The sequence below is a fragment of the Pseudidiomarina salilacus genome, assembly GCF_047323925.1.
Classification (GTDB): Bacteria; Pseudomonadota; Gammaproteobacteria; order Enterobacterales; family Alteromonadaceae; genus Pseudidiomarina; species Pseudidiomarina salilacus.
The window spans coordinates 994,152-1,020,336 of record NZ_CP178751.1; the positions used below are offsets into that span (position 1 = coordinate 994,152).

26 protein-coding genes and 2 tRNA genes are annotated in these 26,185 nt (G+C 49.6%); 10 read left to right on the plus strand and 18 right to left on the minus strand.

The window, feature by feature from the left end; translation table 11 throughout:
* Position 1 precedes the first annotated feature (1 nt).
* The 9 genes from mrdA to ACJ8W9_RS04935 all read left to right on the plus strand — a co-directional run bounded on the left by mrdA (position 2) and on the right by ACJ8W9_RS04935 (position 8,271).
* Positions 2 to 1,879, plus strand: coding sequence for a penicillin-binding protein 2 (gene mrdA, locus ACJ8W9_RS04895; protein WP_411360557.1), 1,878 nt, complete (start codon positions 2 to 4; stop codon positions 1,877 to 1,879).
* The gene (rodA, locus tag ACJ8W9_RS04900; RefSeq protein ID WP_411358766.1) at positions 1,869 to 2,975 is read left to right on the plus strand and encodes a rod shape-determining protein RodA; all 1,107 of its coding nucleotides are present in this window, start codon (positions 1,869 to 1,871) and stop codon (positions 2,973 to 2,975) included. Before mrdA ends, rodA begins: the two co-directional genes overlap by 11 nt.
* A 122-nt stretch (positions 2,976 to 3,097) precedes the next feature.
* Entirely contained in the window at positions 3,098 to 3,892 is a 795-nt protein-coding gene (locus tag ACJ8W9_RS04905; RefSeq protein WP_411358767.1) for a septal ring lytic transglycosylase RlpA family protein, read from the plus strand.
* A 77-nt stretch (positions 3,893 to 3,969) separates the two neighbouring features.
* The gene (locus ACJ8W9_RS04910; protein ID WP_411358768.1) at positions 3,970 to 5,130 is read left to right on the plus strand and encodes a serine hydrolase; all 1,161 of its coding nucleotides are present in this window, start codon (positions 3,970 to 3,972) and stop codon (positions 5,128 to 5,130) included.
* Positions 5,131 to 5,136: 6 nt separating this feature from the next.
* Positions 5,137 to 5,991 carry a D-amino acid aminotransferase gene (locus ACJ8W9_RS04915; RefSeq protein ID WP_411358769.1) on the plus strand — a complete coding sequence of 285 codons (855 nt, stop codon included), beginning with the start codon at positions 5,137 to 5,139 and terminating at the stop codon, positions 5,989 to 5,991.
* A gap of 3 nt (positions 5,992 to 5,994) precedes the next feature.
* Complete coding sequence (gene ybeD, locus ACJ8W9_RS04920) at positions 5,995 to 6,261, plus strand: DUF493 family protein YbeD (protein WP_411360558.1); 267 nt, start codon at positions 5,995 to 5,997, stop codon at positions 6,259 to 6,261.
* The gene (lipB, locus tag ACJ8W9_RS04925) at positions 6,251 to 6,916 is read left to right on the plus strand and encodes a lipoyl(octanoyl) transferase LipB (RefSeq protein WP_411358771.1); all 666 of its coding nucleotides are present in this window, start codon (positions 6,251 to 6,253) and stop codon (positions 6,914 to 6,916) included. Before ybeD ends, lipB begins: the two co-directional genes overlap by 11 nt.
* Positions 6,900 to 7,865, plus strand: coding sequence for a lipoyl synthase (gene lipA, locus ACJ8W9_RS04930; protein ID WP_411360559.1), 966 nt, complete (start codon positions 6,900 to 6,902; stop codon positions 7,863 to 7,865). The genes lipB and lipA overlap by 17 nt, the downstream gene beginning before the upstream one ends.
* 10 nt (positions 7,866 to 7,875) lie before the next feature.
* Positions 7,876 to 8,271 (plus strand): MAPEG family protein, encoded by a 396-nt coding sequence (locus ACJ8W9_RS04935; protein WP_411358773.1) that lies wholly within the window; start codon positions 7,876 to 7,878, stop codon positions 8,269 to 8,271.
* On the opposite strand, the gene ACJ8W9_RS04940 is transcribed toward ACJ8W9_RS04935, so the two are convergent.
* From ACJ8W9_RS04940 to rlmE, 17 genes are all read right to left on the minus strand, one after another.
* Entirely contained in the window at positions 8,212 to 9,123 is a 912-nt protein-coding gene (locus ACJ8W9_RS04940) for a hypothetical protein (protein WP_411360560.1), read from the minus strand. The genes ACJ8W9_RS04935 and ACJ8W9_RS04940 overlap by 60 nt on opposite strands.
* A complete protein-coding gene (nlpI, locus tag ACJ8W9_RS04945; RefSeq protein WP_411358775.1) occupies positions 9,065 to 9,964 on the minus strand; it encodes a lipoprotein NlpI in 900 nt (299 codons plus the stop codon). The genes ACJ8W9_RS04940 and nlpI overlap by 59 nt, the downstream gene beginning before the upstream one ends.
* A 114-nt stretch (positions 9,965 to 10,078) precedes the next feature.
* On the minus strand, positions 10,079 to 12,217 hold the full coding sequence (gene pnp, locus ACJ8W9_RS04950) for a polyribonucleotide nucleotidyltransferase (RefSeq protein ID WP_411358776.1): 2,139 nt from the start codon (positions 12,215 to 12,217) through the stop codon (positions 10,079 to 10,081).
* A gap of 197 nt (positions 12,218 to 12,414) precedes the next feature.
* Entirely contained in the window at positions 12,415 to 12,684 is a 270-nt protein-coding gene (gene rpsO / locus ACJ8W9_RS04955) for a 30S ribosomal protein S15 (RefSeq protein ID WP_034732577.1), read from the minus strand.
* An 84-nt stretch (positions 12,685 to 12,768) separates the two neighbouring features.
* A complete protein-coding gene (gene truB / locus ACJ8W9_RS04960; RefSeq protein WP_411360561.1) occupies positions 12,769 to 13,710 on the minus strand; it encodes a tRNA pseudouridine(55) synthase TruB in 942 nt (313 codons plus the stop codon).
* The gene (gene rbfA, locus ACJ8W9_RS04965; protein ID WP_411358778.1) at positions 13,710 to 14,141 is read right to left on the minus strand and encodes a 30S ribosome-binding factor RbfA; all 432 of its coding nucleotides are present in this window, start codon (positions 14,139 to 14,141) and stop codon (positions 13,710 to 13,712) included. The genes truB and rbfA overlap by 1 nt, the downstream gene beginning before the upstream one ends.
* A 5-nt stretch (positions 14,142 to 14,146) precedes the next feature.
* Positions 14,147 to 16,816: a translation initiation factor IF-2 gene (gene infB / locus ACJ8W9_RS04970; protein ID WP_411358779.1), complete on the minus strand. Its 2,670-nt coding sequence runs from the start codon at positions 16,814 to 16,816 to the stop codon at positions 14,147 to 14,149.
* A 23-nt stretch (positions 16,817 to 16,839) separates the two neighbouring features.
* The gene (gene nusA / locus ACJ8W9_RS04975) at positions 16,840 to 18,339 is read right to left on the minus strand and encodes a transcription termination factor NusA (protein ID WP_411358780.1); all 1,500 of its coding nucleotides are present in this window, start codon (positions 18,337 to 18,339) and stop codon (positions 16,840 to 16,842) included.
* A 24-nt stretch (positions 18,340 to 18,363) separates the two neighbouring features.
* Positions 18,364 to 18,822 carry a ribosome maturation factor RimP gene (gene rimP / locus ACJ8W9_RS04980; protein WP_411358781.1) on the minus strand — a complete coding sequence of 153 codons (459 nt, stop codon included), beginning with the start codon at positions 18,820 to 18,822 and terminating at the stop codon, positions 18,364 to 18,366.
* Between the two features lie 129 nt (positions 18,823 to 18,951).
* Positions 18,952 to 19,028 (minus strand) — tRNA-Met (locus ACJ8W9_RS04985).
* Between the two features lie 64 nt (positions 19,029 to 19,092).
* A tRNA-Leu gene (locus tag ACJ8W9_RS04990) sits at positions 19,093 to 19,177 on the minus strand.
* A 30-nt stretch (positions 19,178 to 19,207) separates the two neighbouring features.
* Entirely contained in the window at positions 19,208 to 19,531 is a 324-nt protein-coding gene (gene secG, locus ACJ8W9_RS04995) for a preprotein translocase subunit SecG (protein ID WP_411360562.1), read from the minus strand.
* Positions 19,532 to 19,536: 5 nt separating this feature from the next.
* The gene (tpiA, locus tag ACJ8W9_RS05000; protein WP_411358783.1) at positions 19,537 to 20,310 is read right to left on the minus strand and encodes a triose-phosphate isomerase; all 774 of its coding nucleotides are present in this window, start codon (positions 20,308 to 20,310) and stop codon (positions 19,537 to 19,539) included.
* 120 nt (positions 20,311 to 20,430) lie between these two features.
* A complete protein-coding gene (glmM, locus tag ACJ8W9_RS05005; protein ID WP_411358784.1) occupies positions 20,431 to 21,771 on the minus strand; it encodes a phosphoglucosamine mutase in 1,341 nt (446 codons plus the stop codon).
* Positions 21,768 to 22,583 (minus strand): dihydropteroate synthase, encoded by an 816-nt coding sequence (gene folP, locus ACJ8W9_RS05010; RefSeq protein ID WP_411358785.1) that lies wholly within the window; start codon positions 22,581 to 22,583, stop codon positions 21,768 to 21,770. Before folP ends, glmM begins: the two co-directional genes overlap by 4 nt.
* Before the next feature lie 54 nt (positions 22,584 to 22,637).
* Positions 22,638 to 24,557 (minus strand): ATP-dependent zinc metalloprotease FtsH, encoded by a 1,920-nt coding sequence (ftsH, locus tag ACJ8W9_RS05015; protein ID WP_411358786.1) that lies wholly within the window; start codon positions 24,555 to 24,557, stop codon positions 22,638 to 22,640.
* A gap of 43 nt (positions 24,558 to 24,600) precedes the next feature.
* Complete coding sequence (gene rlmE, locus ACJ8W9_RS05020; protein ID WP_411358787.1) at positions 24,601 to 25,227, minus strand: 23S rRNA (uridine(2552)-2'-O)-methyltransferase RlmE; 627 nt, start codon at positions 25,225 to 25,227, stop codon at positions 24,601 to 24,603.
* Between the two features lie 80 nt (positions 25,228 to 25,307).
* Between rlmE and yhbY the strand changes: the two genes are divergently transcribed.
* Complete coding sequence (gene yhbY, locus ACJ8W9_RS05025) at positions 25,308 to 25,616, plus strand: ribosome assembly RNA-binding protein YhbY (protein WP_034732596.1); 309 nt, start codon at positions 25,308 to 25,310, stop codon at positions 25,614 to 25,616.
* Here yhbY and ACJ8W9_RS05030 read toward each other — a convergent pair.
* The gene (locus tag ACJ8W9_RS05030; RefSeq protein WP_411358788.1) at positions 25,613 to 26,131 is read right to left on the minus strand and encodes a helix-turn-helix domain-containing protein; all 519 of its coding nucleotides are present in this window, start codon (positions 26,129 to 26,131) and stop codon (positions 25,613 to 25,615) included. The two genes, yhbY and ACJ8W9_RS05030, sit on opposite strands and share 4 nt — an antisense overlap.
* Between the last annotated feature and the right edge of the window lie 54 nt (positions 26,132 to 26,185).

Genomic DNA, 26,185 nt, shown 5'->3' on the forward strand with positions numbered 1-26,185 from the left:
TATGAGAAAACGCCGTACCGCTATTCGAGATCGTCACGCTGAGGCAGCTTTATTTGGCCGCCGGGTGATATTTTCTTTAGTTGTGGTGGTAGCGGTTTTCGGTGTCTTGTTAGTCAATATGTACCAACTCCAAGTGGTCGACTTTCAAACATTTCAAACGCGCTCTAATGACAACCGTATCAAGGTCGTTCCTCTCGCTCCTAATCGCGGCATTATCTATGACCGTCACGGTCGTATTCTTGCTGAAAACCGGCCGGTTCTAAGTTTAGAGTTAATTCCTGAGCGAGTGCCTAACCTCGAACAAACGCTGGCTGACCTCACTGAGCTTCTCGGCTTAACCACCGAAGACCTGGAACGCTTTGAGCGCAATCGCCTGCGCGAGCGACGGTTTGAGCAAGTCATCTTGCTTGATCAACTCAGCGAGCAACAGGCTGCCACTTTTGCGGCGCGCCAGCATGAATATCCCGGTATTAGTATCGAAGCTCGACTGGTTCGCCACTACCCCTACGGTGAAGCACTTACTCACGCTTTGGGTTATGTTGCAAAAATCAATCAACGCGATGCTGAGCGCCTCAAAGCCAAAGGTGTTGCCGCAAACTATGCAGCAACGCGCACCATCGGTAAGTTGGGCGTTGAAGGCTATTACGAAGAGCAACTACATGGCACTGTTGGTTATCAACAAGTTGAAGTAGACATTCATGGGCGGCAATTGCGCACACTTGCTGTTGAACCGCCGATCCCCGGACAAGATTTAGTGCTTGAAATAGATGTCGAGTTACAACAGGCCGCACAAGAGATTCTAGCGGGAAATCGTGGTAGCTTGATCTTAATGGACCCACGCGATGGCGCAATCTTAGCGATGGTGAGTCAGCCCAGTTACGATCCGAACTGGTTCGCTCAGGGCATCACTGTGGCCCAGTACCAGAGCCTATTGAATTCGCGTCACTCGCCGTTGCTGAATCGCGCAACTCAAGGCGGTTATCCACCTGCTTCGACGATCAAACCGCACCTCGGCATTGTCGGCCTTGAAGAAGGGATTGTCACCGCTGACACCCGCATTTGGGATCCAGGTTGGTATCAAATCAAAGGGGTTAATCATCGCTACCGTGACTGGTTGTCTTGGGGACATGGTTGGGTCGATATCAATACGGCGATTATCGAGAGTTGTGATACCTATTACTATGACCTTGCACTGAAACTTGGGGTAGATACTATTTCCGAGCACATGACCCAATACGGCTTTGGTGAGCGCACCGGCATAGATATCGGCGAAGAATCCGCCGCAGTGATGCCGAGTCGAGGCTGGAAGCGTGCTCGCTTTAATCAACCTTGGTACGCGGGCGAAACCGTTTCCATCGGCATCGGCCAAAGTTACTGGACGGTGACACCGATGCAGCTTGCCGTCTCAACTGCGGTACTAGCAAATCGCGGTAAGCGCCCAGTGCCACGTTTGTTGCGCGCGATTCAAGACGGTGGTATCGAATTGCCCGCGGTGGTAGAAGAGCGACCGCCAGTGCAATTGAAGAACCCTGAGCATTGGGAAATCGCTTTAGATGCGATGCAGGGTGTTGTCACTAGTATTAAAAGTTCGTCGCGCAGAGCTTTCAGTGATACCCCTTACACATCAGCAGGTAAAACCGGTACCGCTCAGGTAAAAAGTATTGGTCAAGACGAAGAATACGATGCCGAGGCGATTGACGAACGTTTTCGTGATAACGCGATGTATATTGGCTTCGCTCCGGTTGAAGCGCCTGAAGTTGTAGTGGTCGTCGCTGCTGAGAACGTTATCGGTGGTGGTAGTAGCGTCGCGGCGCCGATGGCACGTCAATTACTTGACGCCTACTTTAAAGCAGACGAGGTAGTTGCCAATGCACCATGATCACCAACGCCCATCGCTGCTACAACGGCTGCACATCGACGCGCCACTGTTTATCGCCTTGTTGATTACCGGTTTGGTGAGTATCGTCACGGTTTATTCCGCAAGTGGTCAAGATCTTGGCATGACCGAACGCCAAGCAATTCGTATTGGTGCCGCGTTTTTTGCTATGTTTGTCATCGCTCAAATTCCGCTCGATACCATTCAACGCTGGTCATTGCCGCTGTTTGCGCTTGGTATCGCACTGCTCTTGGCAGTGCTGTTAGTTGGCGAGAGCAGCAAGGGGGCCCAGCGCTGGCTGAATCTCGGGATTATTACCATACAGCCCTCCGAATTAATGAAGTTGGCGGTCCCCATGATGATCGCTTGGTTTATTTCTGAGCAAGGCATGCCGCCGACCCTCGGTCGTCTCGCTATGGCCTTTATTCTATTAATTATTCCAGTGCTGATGATTGCCAAGCAACCCGATCTTGGCACCTCACTGTTGATCGCTTCATCGGGTATTTTTGTCCTATTTTTAGCGGGCATGTCGTGGCGTTTGATTACGATCTTTTTGGTCGCAGTAGGCTCATTTATACCCATCCTCTGGATGTTTCTGATGCGTGACTACCAGCGCCAGCGCGTGTTGACCTTCCTCGATCCCGAACGGGATCCACTGGGCGCGGGCTATCAAATCATCCAATCCAAAATCGCCATTGGCTCGGGAGGCATCGAAGGTAAAGGCTGGTTACAAGGCACCCAGTCGCAACTCGAATTTTTACCCGAGCGACACACCGATTTCATTTTCTCCGTCTTTAGTGAAGAATTTGGACTCATCGGCGTGTTGGGGCTTTTATTGCTGTACGGCTTCATCATTTTTCGTGGCATGATTATCGCCAATCGCGCGCAGCGGGTGTATCAAAAATTGCTAGCGGGTAGTCTGACACTAACCTTTTTTATCTACGTTTTGGTCAATATCGGTATGGTTTCAGGGTTACTACCGGTCGTGGGTGTCCCATTACCGTTAATTTCCTACGGTGGTACATCGATGGTGACATTGCTCGCCGGTTTTGGTTTACTTATGGCTATAGCAACGAATCGACGATTGATTCACGCTTAAATTTAGGTATATCGAGCGCATAGTTTGCAAGAATTTTACCTGAACCAAAGTTAACTTCTCTAGGCGTTCTGTGCGATCTTAGCGTATTCCATAGGATATTTTGCCACTCACTCGAGGTGATCATGCGTTTGCGTTTAATCTTCCTTCCGCTTATCACTTTTGCGCTATTTGCCTGTAGCTCTTCGGCGCCGCCAAGTCGTTACAGCCAAGAACATGACAGTATCCCATCGCGTCTGCCCACCCCCGATGAGCTGATTGAGCCAGAGCCACGGGTCGAACCGCCAAGTCGTGGTGGCAATCGCACCTATACTTTATTTGGTCAAACCTACAACATTATCCCCGATGCCCGAGGTTTTAGTGAAGAAGGTTTAGCCTCTTGGTATGGCGAGAAATTTCACGGCCACCTAACTTCCAACGGCGAAACCTACGATATGTATGCGATGAGTGCAGCGCATAAAACGTTGCCGTTGCCAACTTATGTGCGGGTTACTAATCTTGCGAACCAACGTTCTGTAGTGGTTCGGGTCAATGACCGTGGCCCCTTCCATAGTAACCGGATCATCGATTTATCTTATGTTGCAGCGTACAAGTTGGGTATGTTGGCAAATGGAACTGCACGCGTGCGCGTCGAAGCTTTGCATCCAGAAAATACCAACCAACAATTGGCACTGACGACGCCACTGGCCGATGCTGGACAGTACTATGTGCAGGTTGTCGCCTCAAGCGATCTCCAGCGGAGTCGTGAGACCGCTGATCAACTTGCCGCAACCTATGATGTGCCTGCAACTACTCAGCTGAAAAATGGTCTACATGCTGTGTTGCTAGGGCCCTTCGCCGCAACTGAAACCGATCAGATGCTGCAAAGATTACGTGATGCTGGATTAGAAGGTGTATTTCGCGTTCCAGTAACCCCTTAAGCAACTGCCTTTGCAGCTCAGCTGTGGTAATATTTGTGCGCTAGATTTCCATTTAAAAAAATTAGAGAAAGACAACCATGCAATCTGTATTCAAACAGTTCACGCGAACCCTCACTGTGTGTGCCAGCCTATTTATCGTCGCTGCTCATGCGCAAATCATTCCACCGCCGCCGCAAGTCAATGCGAAGGGCTATATTCTAGTGGATTACACTACCGGATATGTGATCGCGGAAGGTAATGCTGACGACCAATTATCGCCTGCTAGCCTTACGAAAATGATGACCAGTTATATCATTGGCCGCGAAATTCAAGACGGCCGTGTCGCCCCTACCGATCTGGTGACTATCAGTGAAAATGCATGGGCCAAGAACTTCCCTGAATCATCCAAGATGTTCATTGAAGTGGGTAAGCAAGTAAGCGTCGAAGACTTGAACCGCGGTATTATCATTTCATCAGGTAACGATGCTTGCGTGGCCATGGCTGAACACATTGCCGGCAGCGAGTCAGCTTTTGCCGACATGATGAATACTTATGCGGTTGAGCTTGGCATGAGCAATAGTAACTTCGCCAACAGCCATGGTCTGCCTGATCCGAATCAATACACCTCGCCACGAGACATGGCAACATTGGCAGCGGCACTTATCCGTGATGTACCGCGCGAGTACGAGATCTACGCTGAGAAAGAATTTACTTACAACTCTATTAAGCAATACAACCGTAATTCATTGCTGTGGGATGCCAGCATGAACGTTGACGGCATTAAAACCGGTCACACTGAAGAAGCAGGTTACAGCCTCGTGACCTCAGCCTACGAGGGTGATACCCGCTTTATCGCTGTAGTAATGGGGACCAGTAGTGAGCAAGCGCGTAAAGTAGAGAGTAAGAAGCTCCTCAACTATGCGTTCCGTTACTACGAAACAGTGCAAGCATACAGTGCTGGCGATAGCTTCGTTGATCAACGCGTATGGGGCGGTGAAACTGACACTGTTGCGCTGGGTATTGCCGAAGACGCGGTGATGACCTTGCCACGTGGTCAGCGTGACAACCTGAAGGCCAGCATTGAACTGGATACCGTGCTTGAGGCACCGCTCAGCAAGGGAACAACCGTCGGCACCGTGGCCATTCAATTTGAAGGTGACACGCTTGCGAGTTACCCTCTAGTGGTGCTTACTGATGTGCCTGAAGGCGGTATCTTTAAACAGCTTACCGACTGGGTCTTACGCAAATTTGAGGAATAATACTCAATGAGCTCAACGGTCTACCTGAACGGCGACTGGCTCGCCGCAGATCAAGCAAAAGTCTCGGTTTTTGACCGAGGCTTTTTGTTTGCGGATGGCATTTATGAAGTGGTGCCAGTTTATAGCGGCAAACCTTTCTTGCTTGAGCAACATTTGGCTCGGCTGCACCGCTCGCTCGCGGCACTGAATATACCAAGCCGCGAGGATGCCTTTTGGCAGAGCCTCATTGCTCAATTACTGCGGCAAAACGCGATTACCGATGGACTGATTTATTTTCAGGTCACGCGCGGCGCTGAGGCACAACGTTCGCATTTACCGCAGACCGAGCTCAACCCAACTATTTTTGCCAGCGTCTCGCCAATGCCGGTGCATTGGGATATTCCAACGCCCGCCAAAGTCACATTGTGTGAAGATATTCGCTGGCTGCGCTGCGACATCAAAAGCATTAGCTTACTTGGCAATATCATGCTCAAACAAGTCGCCCAACAACGCGGCGCGCTTGAACCGCTGTTGCATCGCGACGACATGATTACCGAGGGGGCTTCGAGTAATTATTTCGCGGTCAAGCATGGCATTTTGTACACCGCTCCTGCCGATCACTTGATTTTGCCTGGTATCACCCGCATGTGGGTATTGGAGTTAGCCCGTCAGTTAGGGCTGGAAGTTCGTGAAGAGCCGTTTAGTGTCAGTGATTTAGAACAACTGGATGAGCTATTCCTTACCAGCTCCAGCCGTGAGGTACAGCCTATCGGCCAAATTGATGATATAATCATCGGTGCTGGTCGTTGTGGCGCCGTAACTCAACAGTTAGCGGAAGCCTTTCACGCGAGCAAGCAAGCGTATTTAAGTAAGGAGTCGTAAGCCATGCAAAAAACCCGTTTCGATGAGCTGGTTGAATTTCCATGTCACTTCACTTTCAAAGTGATGGGAGTGGCTACACCAGCTCTACCCGACGCGGTGGTGGCAGTTGCACAAGAGCATGCCCCCGGCGATTACAGCCCAAGCGTAAAGCCAAGCAGCAAAGGTAATTATCACTCGGTTTCAATTCAGGTCAAAGTCGAAAGCCAGACCCACATTGAAACTCTCTATAAGGCATTAGCTGACATCGAAGATGTGCGCTATGTCCTCTAAGCTGATCATCCGACAGCTCGGTCGACAGGCCTACGAACCCGTTTGGCACGCCATGCAAAAATTTACCGACGAACGCGATAGCGAATCGGTCGATCAATTGTGGGTGCTCGAACATGAACCGGTCTTTACCCAAGGCCAAGCAGGTAAAGCTGAACACTTGCTCGCACCCGGTGATATTCCAGTCGTTAAAGTCGACCGTGGCGGTCAGGTGACCTACCACGGTCCGGGTCAGTTGGTTGTCTATTTCTTACTCGACTTACGGCGATTGAAAATCGGTGTACGTCAATTAGTGACCCACATTGAAGAAACCATCGTAGCTGTTATGCAAGAGTATGGTATTAAAGCCGCGGCAAGACCCGACGCTCCTGGCGTTTACGTTGGCAGCGACAAGCTCTGCTCATTGGGTTTAAGGATCCGTAAAGGGTGCTCGTTTCACGGTTTAGCGCTAAACGTTAATATGGACTTAAGTCCATTTTTACGCATTAATCCCTGCGGCTACGCCGGCATGCAGATGGTACAAAGCAAAGATTTAGGTGGCCCGCAGAACGTTAGCGAAGCAGCAGCAAGAGTCTGCACAGTATTCGCCGAGCGTTTGGGTTACCAAGACATTCATGAACAGACAGGATTTGAACAAGCCTATGTCGAAGCCAGTTAGAGTTGAACCCGGAGTAAAACTTCGCGACGCCGATAAAATGGCGCTGATCCCGGTGAAAGTGGTCCCAACTGAGCGTGACCAAATGTTGCGTAAGCCAGAGTGGTTGAAGGTTAAATTACCCTCATCAACCCAACGCATCGACGAAATCAAGCAAGCGATGCGTAAGCATGGCCTACACTCGGTATGTGAAGAAGCTTCGTGCCCTAATCTACCCGAGTGCTTCAACCATGGCACCGCGACCTTTATGATACTCGGTGCAATCTGTACCCGCCGTTGCCCATTTTGTGACGTTGCCCATGGTCGTCCGCTGCCAGTGGATCCAGACGAAGCCACTAAACTTGGTGCGACCATTCGCGATATGAAAGTCAAGTATGTGGTGATCACCTCGGTAGACCGCGACGATTTGCGCGATGGCGGTGCTCAGCACTTCGCCGACTGTATTCGTGAGATCCGTGTGCAGTCACCTGGCATCCAAGTTGAAATTTTGGTGCCTGACTTCCGTGGTCGTATGCAAGTCGCGCTAGATATCTTGCGTGATGAAGCGCCTGATGTGTTCAATCATAACCTTGAGACTGTGCCGCGCATGTACAAAGCTGCACGTCCTGGAGCTAACTATCAGTGGTCATTGGACCTACTGCAGCGCTATAAAGAAGAGCGCCCTGACATCCGTACCAAATCAGGCTTAATGGTTGGACTTGGTGAGACCAACGAAGAGATCCTTGACGTAATGCGTGACTTGCGCGCGCACAACGTCGATATGCTGACCATCGGTCAGTATTTGCAACCGAGTCGTCATCATTTACCGGTCACCCGTTATGTAACCCCTGACGAATTTGAGATGTTCCGGGTTGAAGGCGAGAAAATGGGCTTTACCCATATCGCTAGCGGTCCTTTAGTGCGATCTTCGTATCACGCCGATTTGCAAGCAGCCGGCAAAGAAGTCAAATAGGAGTGATTCCATGAGCACGTTGATTTGGTGTTTGCTAATTGCTGGACTTTTACCCATTGCCGCAAAAGCGCCGGTAGTCTACTTCCAAAACCGTGACAACGGTTACGATAACCATCATCCTCGTGCTCAACAACAACGTTTGACTGGGGCTGGTGCCCGCGCAGTTGCGGGTCACTATAATGCCTATGAAGCTTTTCCACTGTTTGCCGCCGCCGTCGTTTTAGTCATCGCGACAGGACATACAGGTACTTTTAATCAATGGCTTGCCGTGGGCTTTGTCGTTTTTCGTGTGCTCTACCACATTCTCTATTTGGCCGACTGGGATAAACTGCGTAGTTTAGTCTGGTTATTCGCCCTGCTGTGTCCAGTGATCATGATCGCGCAAACCGCTATCCAAGCCAGCTAAATAAGCTTTGGCCAGGCTGAGATACAGTTCTGGCCAATAATTCACATCGTGATACTGCATTGCCGTCCACTCGGCGACCGGCTTCCAGCTAAAAACTCCCTCGACGTTGGCACATGTAGGACTATGAAACAGCCCTATTTTCTGCTGCGTTGAGCTGCCTAACCGCCAACGCCCGTTGGCTTGTTGTTCACCAAGTTGCCGCCAATCAGGTACCGCGTTGCGCCATGGTAATTGCTGCCACAAGGCACGTAAGGCGCCTGTCGACATTTCGGTAGTGTCCGTTAGCACCACATTCAGCGAAGCGTGCTGATAACGCCCCTGACAGAAGCTCTCAGCCAGCTTTACCGACATTGGGTACTCATCGGCAAAGCCAAGCCAATGTCCGACTTCATGAGCCATCAGATCGACATCAGTGTCGAGCGGCAATACCATTTGCGTGGCATCGGCACTAGCGGTTGGGGTATCCGTTAAAATAATCTGGCGCTGGTCCAGTTCACGCGGTAACAAGGCAGGTTCACAACGCGCCCGCAGGCGTTCACCTTCAGTTTTGCACTGCAAATCGGTCGTTGCTTGATAGCTACGTAAGGTCAGACAATCGAACAGCGGAAACAGCGGATGCTGTTGCCAATCGTCGAGTAACTGGGTAACTGTTGCAACGGCGGTAGCAGGGAACCACAGGGTTGCATCGGCGGCACTTTCAGTACAAATAGCAATAGCAGGCGATTGCGCGACGATTGGCGCCGCACTGCTAGGCAGCACCGGCATCCCCCATTGCTGCAGCAATAACGCAAAACTAGCGCTGCGCGGCAGCCAATGCTTGCTGCTGGCTCCAATCCATCTCAATCCCAGCATAGCGATGCTCCAAAAACATATGAACATTGGTGGTCAGCGCTAGGCGGAAATAGACCGCTGCGGTATTCCATTCGCCCTGCAATTGTTTGTATTTGCCCAAATAAAAATACACTTCGCACATTCTTTCCGCGAGGGTTTCATCACTGGTCATCGATTGCGTTGCATACGATTGCAGAAACTCTTGCTCGCTCATGGCACCCAAATACAAATCAACAATACCCCACGCCCACTTATCGCCTACGTGTTCTAAGCGCGCTTCAGCGAGTTGTTCAGTTGCAGCTTCGAGATCCACTTCAACATCGATAAGGAAGCGCCAAATGGAGCGGTACGGATCACTGGGGTCGAGCTCAAAATAACGTTGTAAATCAGCGCTAGCTAAATCAAAGCGTGCGTCATAATAGGCTGCCACACCACGATTCAAATACGCATAGGGATGTTCAGGCTCGAGTTCAAGGGCGGCATCCAATGCCTCGTAGGCATATTCGTATTGGCCAATTTGCGTGTACTGAATACCGAGATAATTATAGGCGTCGGCTAAGCGCGGCTGATAGTCCAACGCTCGATTAAAGTCAATCCGCGCAAGTACATTCATACCCAAGGCATCGTATAAACTGCCACGACGGTAGAGTAATTGCCCGATCGCTTCACTATCTAATTCTTCAGCACCATGACTGAGTACTTCATTGAGCTTCGCAACTTCTAACTGGTAGCGTTCATCGGCAACTTGTGGCGCAGCGACCACCAACTGTCCCAGCGGCGTCGAAGTCCCATCTGGCGTACCCACACAACCACTGAGCAACCAGCATCCAAGCACGGTGACCGTTATCTTTCGAAGCTTCATACGACTTGTCCTTTACCTTCTCTTTGTTGCCATCATACCCCAGCTTGCTAGCAAAAAGAAAAGGGGCCGAGGCCCCTTTTCATGCTTACTTTGTAAATAAACCTTTAGCTTGGTTTATTCAGCGTCGTCTTGCTGCTCTGCTGCAGGTTCTGCAGCTGGCTCAGCGGCTGGCTTTTCTGCCGCATCTTTCATGCTCAAACGAACGCGACCTTGACGGTCAATTTCGAGTACTTTAACTGGCACCGTATCGCCAACCTTTAAGTATTCGTTGACGTCGTTGACGCGCTCTTCAGCGATTTGCGAGATGTGCACCAAACCGTCTTTACCCGGTAGAATCGTCACAAACGCACCGAAATCAACGATACGAGCAACTTTACCATGATAAATGCGACCTACTTCAACATCTGCAGTCAAAGCTTCAATACGGCTAATTGCTGCTTGCGCTGATTCAGAATCAGTTGCCGCGATACGTACCGTACCATCATCGTTAATTTCGATGTTGGTGTTGGTGCTTTCGGTCAATTCACGAATCACCGCACCACCTTTACCAATCACATCACGAATCTTGTCTGGATTGATTTTCATGGTGTGGTAACGCGGTGCAAAATCAGATAACTCTTCACGTGCGCCTGAAATCGCCTGGTCCATCACGTTGAGTATGTGCAAACGAGCTGCTTTTGCTTGCTCTAATGCCTGCTCCATGATTTCGCGAGTGATACCGTCAATCTTGATATCCATTTGCAAGGCAGTTACGCCATCTTTGCTACCAGCAACTTTAAAGTCCATGTCACCTAAATGATCTTCATCACCTAAGATGTCAGAAAGGACCACAAATTTGTCGCCTTCTTTCACCAGACCCATCGCGATACCCGCAACAGATGCTTTGATCGGTACGCCCGCGTCCATCAATGCCAGTGAAGTACCGCACACTGATGCCATTGAGCTTGAACCGTTTGATTCAGTGATTTCTGAAACCACACGAATGGTGTACGGGAATTCATCTTGTGATGGCATCACCGCTTGTACGCCACGTTTAGCAAGACGACCGTGACCAATTTCACGACGCTTAGGCGAACCGACCATACCCGTTTCACCTACACAGTACGGAGGGAAGTTGTAATGCAACATGAAGCGGTTATTACTTGAACCGATGAGGTCATCGATCATCTGTGCATCACGCTCGGTACCAAGCGTAGCGGCAACTAATGCCTGCGTTTCACCACGGGTAAATACGGCAGAACCATGCACACGCGGCAACATGCCCGTGGCGATGTGTAGACCACGAACCATATCTGGGTCACGACCATCGATACGTTTTTCACCAGCAATGATACGGCTACGTACGACGTCACTTTCCAAGGCGTGGAAGATATCGCCGATTTCTTTCGCGTTCAGCGTTTCATCTTCAGCCGTCAATCGGGTGACAACTTCATCACGTAATTTTGAGATTTGCTCATAACGCTCAGCTTTCTCAGTGATGCGATACGCGTCACCGATGCCCTGCTCGGCAAGCGCTTTGATTTTGTTCTTCAATTCAGTGTTTTCTGCAGGTGCCTGCCAATCCCACTTAGGTTTACCCGCTTCAGCAGTAAACTCGTTGATGGCGTTAATCACTGTTTGCATTTGCTCGTGGCCATAAACCACTGCGCCTAACATGGTGTCTTCTGACAACAGTTGCGCTTCAGATTCAACCATCAATACTGCTGATTCAGTACCTGCTACCACCAAATCGAGCTTCGATTCAGCGAGTTCGTCTAACGTTGGGTTCAACACATACTCGTCGTTGATAACACCAACGCGTGCCGCACCGATTGGACCTGCAAATGGCACGCCGGCAATCGACAAGGCAGCAGATGCGCCGATCAATGCAACGATATCAGGGCTCACTTGTGGGTTTACTGAAACCACGGTGGCAATGATTTGTACTTCGTTCTTGAAGCCTTCAGGGAACAGTGGACGAATCGGACGATCAATCAGACGTGACGTCAGTGTTTCGTTTTCTGAAGGACGACCTTCACGCTTGAAGAAGCCGCCTGGAATTTTACCTGCAGCGTAGGTTCGCTCTTGATAATTCACTGTTAATGGGAAGAAATCTTGACCTTCTTTGGCTTCTTTTTTGGCCACGACAGTTACTAAAACTGTAGTGTCGTCCATGCTTGCGAGCACGGCTCCGGTCGCTTGGCGCGCCATCGCACCGGTTTCTAAGGTCACTGTGTGACGACCGTATTCAAATTGCTTGGTAATTGGATTCACGTTTTTTTCCTTTCCTACTTTCTTCTCTAAATTCGTGTTTCGTCCGTTCGCTTTGCTCACTGTTCGTTGTTCGGGGTTCGCTCTTACTACTTAACGAATAGCGCAGCGGACGAACAGCGCAGCGGACGAACAACGAATAGCGTTTTTAAATTCTATAAATAAAAAGGGGCCTTGCGGCCCCCTTTCATGAACATTGCTTAGCGACGTAATTCGAGTCGCTCAATCAGAGTTGCATAACGCTGATTGTCTTTACGCTTCAAGTAGTCCAACAATTTACGACGTTGGCTTACCATGCGCAACAAACCACGACGTGAGTGGTGGTCCTTTGCATGCTCTTTAAAGTGGCTTTGCAGTTCGTTAATGTTAGCAGTTAACAAAGCAACTTGGACTTCTGGTGAACCAGTGTCGTTTTCGCCTTGACCGAATTCTTTAACGATTTCAGCTTTCTTTGCCGCAGTTAGTGACATATAAAACTCCTAGTTTGGATAAAAACGTTGGCGCCAATCACTAATTCAGCACCAACAAGATCGCTGCACATTATACGGGCTTAACTAGCGTTCCGCAATGCTAAGCACACGCTTGGGCACGATTTTATTGTCGCGCCAAAAACCTAATCCTAAGAAGCGCTCTGATGTCTCACTATACACGCGAAAAATCACTGATTCATCGCGTACGTCATCGCTTAGCGCCCGCGCCGGATTGCCAGCAGTAAACTTAATGGCATCGGCTTCCACAATACGCACCATGAGGATTTGTTGAATAACGCTATCGCAGGGTTGCAGTAAAGCATCAAGCACTTGGTAATCGTCATTTTCGGGGTCACACTGCGCCGCTAGTTGCTCTAGTTCAGCAAAGCTAACCATGTTGCCCGTAACGCCTTCAATCCAAGTGCGGCGTAGCTCAGCTACGTGCGCGCCACAGCCGAAGAACTGTCCCATATCGTCGATTAAGGTACGAATGTAAGTGCCTTTCGAACAAGTGACTTCTAGTTTTAGCGAGCTGGCATCGAGTGCCATTAAGTTGATTTTGTGAATACAAATCTGTCGTGTTTTCCGCGGTACTTCAATGCCTTGTCGAGCGTACCAATAGAGTGGTCGCCCTTCGTACTTTAACGCTGAAAACATCGATGGTGACTGTTCTTGCACGCCAGTAAATTGGGCAATTGCTGCTTTAACTTGGGCTTCATCGACAGCTACCTCTGCTGTGGCAACTATCTCACCTTCGGCATCGCTGGTAGTCGTTCGCACCCCTAAGCGTGCGACGACCTCATAGGTTTTGTCTGCCTCAAGAGAGAAATGCGATACCTTAGTGGCCTCGCCAAAGCACAATGGCAGAACGCCCGTAGCAAGCGGGTCTAAGGCGCCGGTATGTCCGGCTTTACGCGCATTAAAAAAACGCCGCACTTTTTGGAGAGCGGCGTTTGAGGTCAATTCTAGAGGTTTATCTAAGACAATCACGCCGCTAATATCGCGGCCTGACTTACGACGTCCCATTAGTCCGCTCCGTTGGAATCCTTGTGATTGGCTTGCTCAGCACTGGTATCATCGTCGTTCGGTCCTTGACGTTCATGATCCTTGCGGATCGCTTCGTCAACCAACCGCGACATCCGAATCCCTTCGTTCAATGAACCGTCATGCACGAATTTTAATTCTGGCACGATGCGCGCACGAACGCGCTTACCAAGCAGTGAGCGAATAAAACCGGAAGCATCATTCAGCACTTTCAGCGCTTGTTTCGTTTGCTTCTCGTCATCATGGAAGAAAGTGACAAAAACTTTCGCATAAGCCAAGTCACGCGACACCTCAACGTCCGACACTGTGACCATGGTCACTCGCGGATCTTTGATTTCACGTTGCAGTATCAACGCGATTTCACGTTGATACTGCTGACCTACACGTTCGGTACGGCTATAGTCTTTTGCCATCTAACTTACAGACTCCGCTCTACTTGAACTGTTTCAAAGACTTCGATTTGGTCACCGACTTTAACGTCGTTGTAGTTCTTCACACCGATACCACATTCCATACCGTTGCGAACTTCTTGTACGTCGTCCTTAAAGCGGCGTAACGATTCCAGCTCACCTTCGTAAATCACCACGTTATCACGTAGAACACGAATTGGCGCTGAACGCTTCACCACACCGTCAATGACCATACAACCGGCAATTGCACCAATCTTCGGCGACTTAAATACATCACGTACTTCTGCCAAACCAATGATTTGCTGTTTGAACTCAGGTGCGAGCATACCGCCCATCGCTGCTTTGACTTCATCGATCAAGTCATAGATAACGCTGTAGTAACGTAAATCCACGCTTTCTTGGTCGATGACTTTCTTCGCCGCGGCGTCTGCACGCACGTTAAAGCCAACCACAATCGCGTCTGAGGCGCTTGCCAATGAAGCGTCAGTCTCGGTTATACCACCCACACCGCTACCGATAATGTTCACTTTTACTTCGTCGGTCGACAGTTTCTGCAACGAATCAGCAATCGCTTCGAGTGAACCTTGAACGTCTGACTTCAAGACGATGTTCAATTCTTTCACGTCGCCTTCTTGCATGTTCGCAAACATGTTCTCAAGCTTCGCTTTCTGCTGCTTCGCGAGTTTCACTTCGCGGTATTTGCCTTGACGATAATTGGCAACTTCGCGAGCTTTACGCTCATCTTTAACAACTGTTGCTTCATCACCGGCTTGCGGCACACCTGAGAGACCTAAAATCTCGACAGGGATCGACGGTCCAGCTTCTTTTACTTCTTTACCCGTCTCATCGCGCATTGCACGAATACGGCCATATTCAAGTCCACACAAGACGATATCGCCTTGGCGTAAGGTGCCTTCTTGCACCAGGATAGACGCCACTGGTCCGCGACCTTTATCAAGTCGTGACTCAATCACGATACCGTGCGCCATACCGTCAGAAACAGCTTTCAAGTCAAGTACTTCTGACTGCAACAAGATAGCTTCGAGCAAGTCATCCATACCCTGGCCAGAATGTGCTGATACTGGCACGAACTGTACGTCACCACCCCAGTCTTCAGGAATAACATCACGTTGTGCAAGTTCGTTCTTCACACGGTCTGGATCGGCTTCTGGCTTGTCCATTTTGTTGATCGCTACCACAATCGGCACCCCAGCAGCTTTCGCGTGTTGGATAGCTTCAAGGGTTTGCGGCATCACGCCGTCATCTGCGGCAACTACGAGAATAACGATATCTGTTGCACTCGCACCACGGGCACGCATCGAGGTAAATGCGGCGTGGCCAGGAGTATCCAAGAACGTGATCATGCCATGACCCGTTTCGACGTGATAGGCACCGATATGCTGGGTAATACCACCCGCTTCGCCACTCGCAACTTTCGCTTTGCGAATGTAATCCAACAGCGAAGTTTTACCATGGTCAACGTGACCCATTACGGTCACAACCGGCGCGCGCGTAATTGCAGTGCGCTCTTCACCATCGTTACGTTCTGCGAGAACTTCTTGTTCGAGTGCGTTATCGCTGACCAACTGTACTTTATGACCCATTTCTTCAACCACAAGTGAAGCTGTTTCTTGGTCTAGAACTTGGTTAATAGTGACCATTTCACCCATTTTCATCATGGTTTTGATCACTTCGCTGGCTTTTACTGCCATGCGGTTTGCCAGTTCACCTACAGTAATGGTTTCGCCCAACTTGACTTCACGCTCTACCGGTGAGGCAGGTTTAGTAAAGGCTTGTTGTAAGGTTGAACGCTTTGAACCCTTGCGGCGTTTTTCACGACGTGGTGCTTCGTCACGCTCATCGTCTTTGGCACGACGCTTGGATTTCTTACGATTGCGGCGTTCTTCATCAACGTCCTGCTCGTCTTCCGCTTGCTGAGCGTATTGCGAAGTGGTGAAGTGCACATCTTCTTGTTCAGCTTGCTTACGCTTGGCTTCTTCTTCTTGCCAACGCGCTTCGTTTTCTTCTGCGAGCTTACGAGCTTCTTCGGCTTGACGCGCCGCTTCAGCTTCAGCTTTTTTGCGAGCTTCTTCTTCTTGCGCTTTACGCAGACGTTCAGCTTCAGCTTTTGCTTCGTCGGCTTTCTGGCGTTCTTCTGGGCTCATCGCCGCACGTTTTTCAGCTTCTGCCTTGGCTTTCGCTTTTTCTTTCTCTTTGCGCGCTGCTTCTTGCTTCGCTTTTTCTTCCGCAGCTTTCTTCTCGGCTTGCGCTTTTGCTTCTGCCGCCGCTTTCGCCTCTTCTTCCTGACGTTTTGCTTCGGCTGCTAAACGTTCTTGCTCAGCTTTTTCTTGATCTGCTTTCTGCTGCTCTTCGAGCGCAGAACGCTTCACATAAGTGCGCTTCTTGCGAACTTCTACTTGCACAGACTTGCTGCGACCTGGACCGCCACCGATGCTCAGGGTGCTTTTTTCTTTGCGCTTCAGCGTCATTTTGCTTGGTTCTTGCGGACCGTTACCACCGTGCTGTTTGTTCAAATGAGTCAACAGGCGTTGCTTTTCATCTTCGGTCACACTGTCACCAGGGCTTTTTTTCATGCCCGCTTCAGCAAATTGCGTTACCAAACGATCAACTGTCGTACCTACATCTTTAGCTAGTTTATCCAGCGTTACTTCTTCCATAGTCTGTCGTACCCCCGTTGATCTTATTCTTCGTCACCGAACCAGCAGATATTACGCGCTTGCATAATCAATTCGCCAGCTCGCTGCTCGGTTAACTCTTCGATGTCAGCAAGGTCATCGATACCTTGTTCGGCAAGGTCTTCCAACGTGACGATCCCTTTGCTTGCTAACACATAGGCCAGATGTTTATCGAGGCCTTCTAAATTCAATAGACTTGCGTCTGGTTCAGCGCTTTCCAGTGATTCTTCACTTGCCAGCGCTTTAGTCGTCAGCACGCCGCGCGCACGATTGCGCAGCTCTTCGACGATTTCTTCGTCCATGCCTTCGATGTTCAACAACTCATCCATCGGTACATAGGCAATTTCTTCCAGTGACGAGAAACCTTCGTCGACTAGCACGATGGCAAAATCTTCATCGATGCCAAGGCTACTGGTAAATAAATCCAGCAAACGTTGATTTTCTGCTTCGTTTTTCTCAGTAAAGTCATCAACTGACATGACGTTTAACTGCCAGCCCGTGAGCTGACTTGCCAAACGTACGTTCTGTCCTGCTTTACCAATCGCCTGCGCCAGATTGCCTTCTTCCACTGCGATATCCATGGTGTGAGCATCTTCATCCACAACAATAGAGGCAACTTCAGCTGGCGCCATAGCATTAATGACGAATTGTGCTGGGTTATCGTCCCACAGCACGATATCAACACGCTCGCCACCAAGTTCACCAGAGACCGCTTGCACGCGTGCACCACGCATACCTACACAAGCGCCGACTGGGTCAATGCGGCGATCATTACTCTTCACTGCAATTTTCGCACGAGAACCTGGATCCCGCGCTGCACCGCGAATTTCAATCATCTCTTCACCAATTTCTGGCACTTCGATGCGGAACAGTTCAATCAGAAAATCTGGATTTGTACGGCTGACAAACAACTGCGCGCCGCGCGCTTCTGGGCGCACGTCGTATAACAAACCGCGCACCCGGTCACCAACGCGAACCGATTCGCGCGGTAACATCTCTTCGCGGTAAATAATAGCTTCAGCGTTATTGCCAAGGTCGAGCAATACATGTTCACGGTTCGCTCGCTTGACGATACCACTGACCAATTCGCCTACTTGATCTTGGTATTCCTCAACAACTTTCGCGCGTTCTGCTTCGCGTACTTTCTGTACGATAACCTGCTTCGCCGTTTGCGTGGTGATGCGGTCAAATTCGATAGACTCGATTTGTTCTTCAACATAATCACCAGCGTTAACGCTTGCGTCTTCATACTGCGCCGCAGCTAAGCTGATTTCCCGATAAGGATGTTCAAGTGGCTGCTCGCTATCATCTACCACCAACCAACGACGGAACGTATCAAACTCGCCCGTGTGACGGTCGATACTTACACGTACTTCGATGTCGCCATCGTATTTTTTCTTGGTCGCATGAGCCAGCGCAGACTCTAGCGCCTCAAAGATCTTGTCTTTCGAAACGTCTTTTTCGTTCGATACAGCTTCTGCGACTAATAAAATTTCTTTTGCCATTATCCTGCCTCGCCTGCGCAATCCTTAGTTAAACTGAGGAACTAAATGAGCTTTTTTGACACTAGAATAGTTCACCAGCAAAGGCTCACCATCTACGTTGAATTCGACGGTGTCACCTTCAACTTTGCTGATGACGCCTTTAAATTTGCGTTTGTTCTGCTGCGCTACATTGAGCTCTACAGCAGCAATCTCACCAAGGTACTGTTGCATTTGCGCCGCACTGAAAAAGGGGCGTTCCATACCAGGTGAGGAAACTTCAAGGAAGTACTCGCTCTTGATGGGATCTTCGACGTCGAGCAACGCGCTTGCCTGATAACTGACATCGGCACAGTCATCAACGCTGATGCCATCTTCGTGATCGATATACACCCGTAAGGTTGAATGCTTGCCCGCACGGACAAATTCGACACCCCACAAGGTAAAGCCTAATGCTTCAACTGCTGGCGCTAATAAGCTTACCAATTGTTGTTCGATTCTTGCCAAATTCTTGAACTCCTGAAACAAAAAAAGGGCGTAAACGCCCAGTGTTAGACTGCTTTGAGCAGTCGAGGTCACATAGTAAAAAGCCCCGAACTGATGCGGGGCTTTTCAAACACTGGACCCTTTGTTAAATGGTTGCGGGGGCAGGATTTGAACCTACGACCTTCGGGTTATGAGCCCGACGAGCTACCAGACTGCTCCACCCCGCGTCCGAAAACGTGTCCATATTATAAAGATTCCCGAAGGAAACGCAACCGTGCAAGGCTGCTAATTTGGTGCGGATGGCGGGACTTGAACCCGCACGCCCGAAAGCACTACCCCCTCAAGATAGCGTGTCTACCAATTCCACCACATCCGCGTAAAAAGACTTACTCTACTTTTACTGCACTTAGTTCGATTCTGGAACTTCACTGTCAGAAGCTGGCACTTCTTCAGTCATTACCGGCGCTGAAATATCTTCAAATTGACTTTCAGTATCACCGTTGCCTGATGACAAGTTACCAAGCACCAAACTTAAAATAAAAAATACAATCGCAATAATTGCTGTCGTGCGGGTCAAGAAGTTACCTGAACCACCTGAACCAAACACCGTATTCGATGCACCAGCACCAAACGAAGCGCCCATATCTGCGCCTTTACCCTGCTGGATCATGATGAAACCGATCAGCACTAGCGAAATAATTAAATAAGCGATAAGCAAAAATTCATACATATTGACTAACTCCGGGCTACTGCCGCACGACAGATGGCTACAAACGCATCGGGTTCGAGACTTGCGCCACCGATGAGGCCACCGTCGATATCTTGTTCAGCAAACAACGTCTCGGCATTGTCTGCTTTTACACTGCCACCGTAAAGCAATGGCACTGTATCTGCTGCTGCAGCATATTTTTGCTGCAACCAGCTGCGAATAAATCTGTGAACCTCTTGCGCTTGAGCTGGACTTGCTGTTTTACCAGTACCAATCGCCCAAACCGGTTCATAAGCAATGATGACGTGTGTCATCTGTGCCGCTGTAACTTGCTCTAAAGCGGCACTCAGTTGTGCTTGAACAACTGTGGTTGTTTGTTGCGCTTCGCGCTGTGCTGCGGTTTCGCCAACACACAAAACAACCTTTAACTGCTGCGCCTGATAGTCCAATACGGCGTTAACTTTGGCACTAATGCGTGCATCTGTATCGCCATAATGTTGGCGCCGTTCCGAATGACCGACCAAGATGTATTCGGCACCCGCTTCGCCTAACAAGGCTAAACTGTGTTCGCCGGTATGCGCACCATGCTCGAATTCGTTTACGTCTTGTGCACCTAAATGCACCGCATCGTAAAACACATGCTGCTGCCACGCTGGCAATAACACCGCTGGCGGGCATACTGCGACCTGCACTTGACTCAACAGCCCAGCTTCTTCGCGCAAAGCTTCTGCCATTTGTTTGGCGAGCTGGCGATTGCCGTTCATTTTCCAGTTCGCGATCACTACTGGTTGCCGTTGCATCTAGACCTCTGCTAATAAGCTTTTAAGGTTAAGCGCTTGCTTCGTCAAGAGCGGCGAGATATTACATAACCTGCCGACAACTTACAAGCGCTGAATGAGAGAAAAAAGCGCGATTGCTTATTAATTCGCCGCAGCTTCAACTTCTCCGGCAATTTGCTGTGCAAGGGTTTTCACCGATTGCGGATCGCGCCCCTCAACCATGACTCGAATCAAGGGTTCTGTTCCTGATTTACGTAACAGCACGCGACCTTGATCGCCGAGACGTTGTTCAACATCTTGCACCGCTGCTTTGACCGCTTCGTCCTGCAACGGATCGGCGCCTGCTTGAAAACGCACATTGACTAATGCTTGCGGATATTTCTCAAAACCTTTCAATAAATCGCTCAGTGCACATTGTTCGCGTTGCATCGCCGCGAGTACCTGTAAGCCGGCTATGATGCCATCACCGGTACTGTGGTATTGCCGATTGATAATGTGACCCGAGTTCTCGCCGCCGAGTTTCCAGTCACGCTTGACCAATTCTTCCATGACATAACGGTCGCCAACTTTAGCACGTACAAATGGAATATGGTGGTCAGCGAAGTGCTTCTCAAGGGCAAAGTTGGACATCAAGGTGCCCACCACGCCGCCTTGCAACAAGCCATCGTTCTGCGCCGTACGCGCAAGAATATAGAGAATATCGTCACCATCGATGATACGGCCATCTGCGGTAACCATCATGATACGGTCGCCATCACCATCTAGCGCAAAACCAACATCTGCTTGATGTTCACGCACTGCGCTCTGCAACGCAGCTAAGTCGGTAGCGCCACATTTGTCATTAATATTGATGCCATTCGGTGCCGTACCAATTTCGATAACCGTCGCGCCAAGCTCTAATAACACATCAGGCGCTATGTGGTAGGTTGCTCCATGAGCGCAATCGACCACGATTTTCAAGCCGCTTAAGGACAATTCCGTGGGGAACACACTCTTGCAGAATTCGATGTAACGCCCAGGCGCGTCGTCGATACGACTAGCGCGCCCCATTTGCTCTGACGGCACACAAACCAGCGGCTCATCAAGCAAGCGTTCAATTTCGCTCTCGACTGAATCAGCTAATTTACTACCCGAATCAGAGAAGAATTTGATGCCATTATCGTAATAGGGATTATGTGAGGCGCTGATAACAATACCCGCTGCTGCGCGGAAATTGCGCGTCAGATAGGCGACCGCAGGCGTAGGCATTGGCCCCAAAAATTCAACGCTGACGCCAGCTGATAATAGACCAGCCTCCAAAGCAGATTCCAACATATACCCTGATAACCGCGTGTCTTTACCGACTAACACGCGCTGATTACCCGATTTGGATAACACCGTACCGGCTGCCCAACCGAGCTTTACTGCAAAATCTGGCGTGATTGGAAAATCACCTACCCGTCCACGTACACCATCGGTGCCAAAATACTTACGTTGACTCAACTGAAATCTCCAGCCAAGGTTGCCGCGACGATTTTCATCGCATCAACCGTTTCCCTGACATCATGCACGCGAATAATGCGCGCCCCTTTCATCGCTGCGATAGTCGCAGCCGCGATACTTGCTGGTAAACGATCGGCAACTTCGCGATCGGTCACCTTACCAAGCATTGATTTGCGTGACATGCCTATTAACAACGGCAATTGTAACTCATGTAAAGCTTGTAGGCGGTGCAATAGCTGGTAATTATGCCTTACCGACTTTCCAAAGCCAAAGCCTGGATCAAGAAAAATGCGGTTGCGATCGATGCCGGCAGCTTCACAACGTGCGACCCGCGCTTGCAAAAACTGCTTCACCTCGAGCACCACATCATCGTAGCGCGGCTCTTCTTGCATTGTGCGCGGCTCACCCTGCATATGCATTAAGCAGACTTCAGCATCGCTTTGCGCCAGCAATTCCACTGCACCCTCATCGCGTAAGGCACGAATGTCGTTAATCATACGCACGCCAGCTTTGAGTCCCTCAGCCATTACTGCAGTTTTACAGGTGTCTAACGATACTGGAATGCCAAACTCTTGGATAAGGCGTTCAATTACTGGCATCACTCGATCTAACTCTGCTTGCACCCCGACCGCATCTGCACCTGGGCGCGTTGATTCGCCGCCGACATCAATATAGTGCGCACCATCCGCAATCATTTGTTGCGCTTGGCGCAAAGCTTGGTCTACCCGATCAAACCGACCACCGTCGGAAAATGAATCAGGCGTGACATTTAAAATCCCCATAACTTGGGGCAGCAGGTGTTGATTCGACATGGTTACATCCTCAAAAAAAAGCCCCGAGAACGGGGCTTTTACGAACTAGAATGATTAACTTGCAGGGGCGTCGCCTGTTTCGCCGGATAACGGTCGTTGGTCCGAACTAGTCTTTGCACCACCGCTCGAATCATCGTTACGATCAGGTTTAACCCAATCACGTGGCTCACGCACCTCACGACGATTCATCAAATCATCGATTTGATCAGCATCGATCGTTTCGTACTTCATCAACGCATCTTTCATGGTGTGAAGAATGTCGACATTCTCTTCTAGAATACGTTTAGCACGATCGTAGTTACGGTCGATGAACAGTTTGATTTCTTGATCAATGGCGCGTGCCGTCTCATCAGACATATGTTTATGCTGTGTCACTGAGCGTCCCAAGAACACTTCACCTTCATCATCGGCATACAATAAAGGTCCCATCTTTTCGGACAAGCCCCATTGAGTCACCATTTTACGCGCAATCATAGTGGCGCGTTCGATGTCGTTTGAAGCACCCGTGGTCACTTTTTCGTCACCATAGATAATTTGTTCTGCAAGACGTCCACCAAACAGGCTTGAAATCATACTTTCAAGGTGTTGCTTCGAGTGGCTCACACGATCTTGCTCTGGCAAGTACATGGTGACACCCAGCGCTCGACCACGTGGAATAATCGACACTTTATACACTGGATCGTGCTCAGGCACCAACCGACCGACGATTGCGTGACCCGCTTCGTGATAAGCGGTCATCGCTTTTTCTTCTTCGGTCATAACCATAGACCGGCGCTCAGCACCCATCATGATCTTGTCTTTGGCTTTTTCAAACTCTTCCATGCTAACTACACGTTTATTTAACCGTGCGGCGAACAAAGCTGCTTCGTTAACCAGGTTCGCTAAATCTGCACCTGAGAAGCCGGGTGTACCTCGCGCAATCAAAGACGCTTCTACATCTTCGCCCAGTGGCACTTTACGCATATGTACTTTTAGGATTTGCTCACGACCACGGACGTCTGGCAGACCTACCATTACCTGGCGGTCAAAACGACCTGGACGCAACAATGCTGGGTCAAGTACATCAGGACGGTTAGTCGCGGCAATCACGATAATACCTTCGTTGCCTTCAAAACCATCCATTTCGACCAACATCTGGTTCAAAGTCTGCTCACGCTCATCGTGACCACCACCTAGGCCTGCGCCACGTTGGCGACCCACAGCATCGATCTCATCGATAAAGATGATGCATGGTGCTGATTTTTTCGCTTGTTCAAACATGTCGCGCACACGAGATGCACCAACACCTACGAACATTTCGACGAAGTCAGAGCCTGAAATCGAGAAGAATGGGACTTTCGCCTCACCAGCAATAGCTTTCGCTAGCAAGGTTTTACCAGTTCCTGGCGGACCCACCATCAATACGCCTTTTGGAATTTTACCGCCAAGGCGTTGGAACTTACTTGGATCACGCAGGTATTCAACTAGCTCGGTGACTTCTTCTTTGGCTTCATCACAACCAGCCACATCGTTGAAGGTGGTTTTGATTTGGTCTTCACCCATGAGTCGCGCTTTACTCTTACCGAAGGTCATAGCACCACGACCGCCACCGCCTTGCATCTGGCGCATGAAGAAAATCCACACACCGATAAGTAGCAGCATCGGGAACCACGAAATAAAGATCGAGGTAAGAATGCTTGGTTCTTCTGGTGGTTTACCAACGACTTCGACATTGTTCGAAATCAGGTCATTAATAAGCTCCGGGTCATTCAGCGGAATCACCGTGCTAAAAGTGTCGCCAGTACGCGACTGTGCGGTAATCATTCGACCATCGATGTCGACCTTACGCACAGCACCGTTGTTCACCTGCGAGATGAATTGGCTGTAGGCGACTTGGTTGTTCGTACCAGCGCCTGGGCTAAAACCGTTAAAGACTGTGATAAGCACCACAGCGATAACGAGCCATAAAATTAGATTCTTTGCCATATCGCTCAAAGCTGACTACCTCATTTACTTGCGTTGCTGATGCAACAGCCTACTACAATTTGTATCCGGTCGCTACCAGATAGACTTCGCGGGAACGGGCTCGAGATGAGTCCGGCTTCCGCGTTTTCACGGTGGTAAACGCCGCGCGTACTTCTTTTAAAAACTCTTCAAAACCTTGCCCATGAAATACTTTGACGACAAAACTGCCGTTCGGTTTCAAAACTTGTCGACACATATCTAGTGCCAACTCAACAAGATACATCGCACGTGGTTGATCAACGTTGTCATTACCACTCATATTCGGAGCCATATCTGACAATACTACATCTACGTTTTTACCCCCGATGCGGTTCAATAAAGCTTGCAAAACTGCTTCATCGCGGAAGTCACCCTCGAGAAAATCGACCCCAGCGATTGGGTCCATCGGTAAAATATCGCAAGCAATGACTTGGCAGTTACCTTGCAGCGCATCGACCACATACTGGGACCAGCCCCCCGGTGCAGCCCCAAGGTCGACAACGGTCATACCCTGTTTCAAAATCTTGTCTTTTTGCTGAATCTCGTCAATTTTAAATACCGCTCGCGAGCGCAAACCTTGCTTCTGCGCTTTTTGCACGTAGTGGTCATTAAAATGTTCTTGCAGCCAGCGTGAGCTGCTAGCCGATCGTTTTTTTCCCATAGCTTCGTTACCAAACTGGCTTCTTCTACCCAGATGGCGGTAGAATAGCGAAAATTCAAGTGATAGTGGGATATTATTGCATGACCGCAGGGTTAAACTTAAGTAATAAACAAAAACAGCATTTAAAAAGCTTGGCGCATTCACTTAAACCAGTGGTGCTTTTGGGTGCGAATGGCTTAACTGAGGGCGTGATGGCCGAGATCGAACTGGCTCTAAACCATCACGAACTGATAAAAGTGAAAGTACCTGAAGAGGACCGCGAGTTGCGTGAACAAATTTACGCGACCATTTTGGCACACACCCAGGCTTATCGTGTGCAAGTGGTTGGTAAAATTCTTACGCTCTACAAACCCAGCGCTGAAGCTAAAATCACGCTACCCCGCAACTAATCTGTGAGCGGGTCGTCATTAACGGCACGAATTGCCGCGGCGACCTGTTCCATTGCGAGACGGGTTGGCACTTGGCCGGCGCGCTCAGCAAGACACACTGTTAACATCAATTCCTGATTGAACTGCGTTTCAGGCAGGTCATACTGTTGCAGAACTTTGCGAATTTCGGCCAATGCTGCTAACACACGGGCGTTGTTATCTGGGCATTGACTCGCGTATTTCGCACTCTCAACATCGGCAACATGTAACTGCTCACGACTTGGATAGTTCAAACGCTGGTCCGGTGCAAAAAACCAATCTAACGATATACCTTCGCGAATCAGACCGCGTACTAAATGTTCATAAGTCACGCTGTTACGCTTACGCCAATTGCCGTAAGTACTTGGCGGTATCTGCAGTCTTCGCATTAAGCTTGGCACGCTCGATTCGCCATAGTACATCCGCAACCGTGAGATACACTCATCCATACTGAGTATTTCTTCTTTGCTTTTTTCTGTCTGGTGTGTACTATTCATTTTCGTGTCATTTGACATCATTTTTCCTTAATTAGTGTCTTTTGACCTTCTTTT

Coding starts and splice junctions, on each gene's coding strand:
- folP (WP_411358785.1), bottom strand. CDS start 22,583: ATGTCGAATCAACACCTGCTGCCCCAAGTTATGGGGATTTTAAATGTC.
- rlmE (WP_411358787.1), bottom strand. CDS start 25,227: ATGGGAAAAAAACGATCGGCTAGCAGCTCACGCTGGCTGCAAGAACAT.
- lipA (WP_411360559.1), top strand. CDS start 6,900: ATGTCGAAGCCAGTTAGAGTTGAACCCGGAGTAAAACTTCGCGACGCC.
- nusA (WP_411358780.1), bottom strand. CDS start 18,339: ATGGCAAAAGAAATTTTATTAGTCGCAGAAGCTGTATCGAACGAAAAA.
- nlpI (WP_411358775.1), bottom strand. CDS start 9,964: ATGAAGCTTCGAAAGATAACGGTCACCGTGCTTGGATGCTGGTTGCTC.
- ACJ8W9_RS04910 (WP_411358768.1), top strand. CDS start 3,970: ATGCAATCTGTATTCAAACAGTTCACGCGAACCCTCACTGTGTGTGCC.
- ACJ8W9_RS05030 (WP_411358788.1), bottom strand. CDS start 26,131: ATGAATAGTACACACCAGACAGAAAAAAGCAAAGAAGAAATACTCAGT.
- ACJ8W9_RS04905 (WP_411358767.1), top strand. CDS start 3,098: ATGCGTTTGCGTTTAATCTTCCTTCCGCTTATCACTTTTGCGCTATTT.
- rpsO (WP_034732577.1), bottom strand. CDS start 12,684: ATGTCACTAACTGCGGCAAAGAAAGCTGAAATCGTTAAAGAATTCGGT.
- lipB (WP_411358771.1), top strand. CDS start 6,251: ATGTCCTCTAAGCTGATCATCCGACAGCTCGGTCGACAGGCCTACGAA.
- ACJ8W9_RS04915 (WP_411358769.1), top strand. CDS start 5,137: ATGAGCTCAACGGTCTACCTGAACGGCGACTGGCTCGCCGCAGATCAA.
- secG (WP_411360562.1), bottom strand. CDS start 19,531: ATGTATGAATTTTTGCTTATCGCTTATTTAATTATTTCGCTAGTGCTG.
- rodA (WP_411358766.1), top strand. CDS start 1,869: ATGCACCATGATCACCAACGCCCATCGCTGCTACAACGGCTGCACATC.
- yhbY (WP_034732596.1), top strand. CDS start 25,308: ATGACCGCAGGGTTAAACTTAAGTAATAAACAAAAACAGCATTTAAAA.
- ybeD (WP_411360558.1), top strand. CDS start 5,995: ATGCAAAAAACCCGTTTCGATGAGCTGGTTGAATTTCCATGTCACTTC.
- rbfA (WP_411358778.1), bottom strand. CDS start 14,141: ATGGCAAAAGACTATAGCCGTACCGAACGTGTAGGTCAGCAGTATCAA.
- infB (WP_411358779.1), bottom strand. CDS start 16,816: ATGGAAGAAGTAACGCTGGATAAACTAGCTAAAGATGTAGGTACGACA.
- ACJ8W9_RS04935 (WP_411358773.1), top strand. CDS start 7,876: ATGAGCACGTTGATTTGGTGTTTGCTAATTGCTGGACTTTTACCCATT.
- tpiA (WP_411358783.1), bottom strand. CDS start 20,310: ATGCAACGGCAACCAGTAGTGATCGCGAACTGGAAAATGAACGGCAAT.
- ACJ8W9_RS04940 (WP_411360560.1), bottom strand. CDS start 9,123: ATGCTGGGATTGAGATGGATTGGAGCCAGCAGCAAGCATTGGCTGCCG.
- mrdA (WP_411360557.1), top strand. CDS start 2: ATGAGAAAACGCCGTACCGCTATTCGAGATCGTCACGCTGAGGCAGCT.
- truB (WP_411360561.1), bottom strand. CDS start 13,710: ATGGGACGTCGTAAGTCAGGCCGCGATATTAGCGGCGTGATTGTCTTA.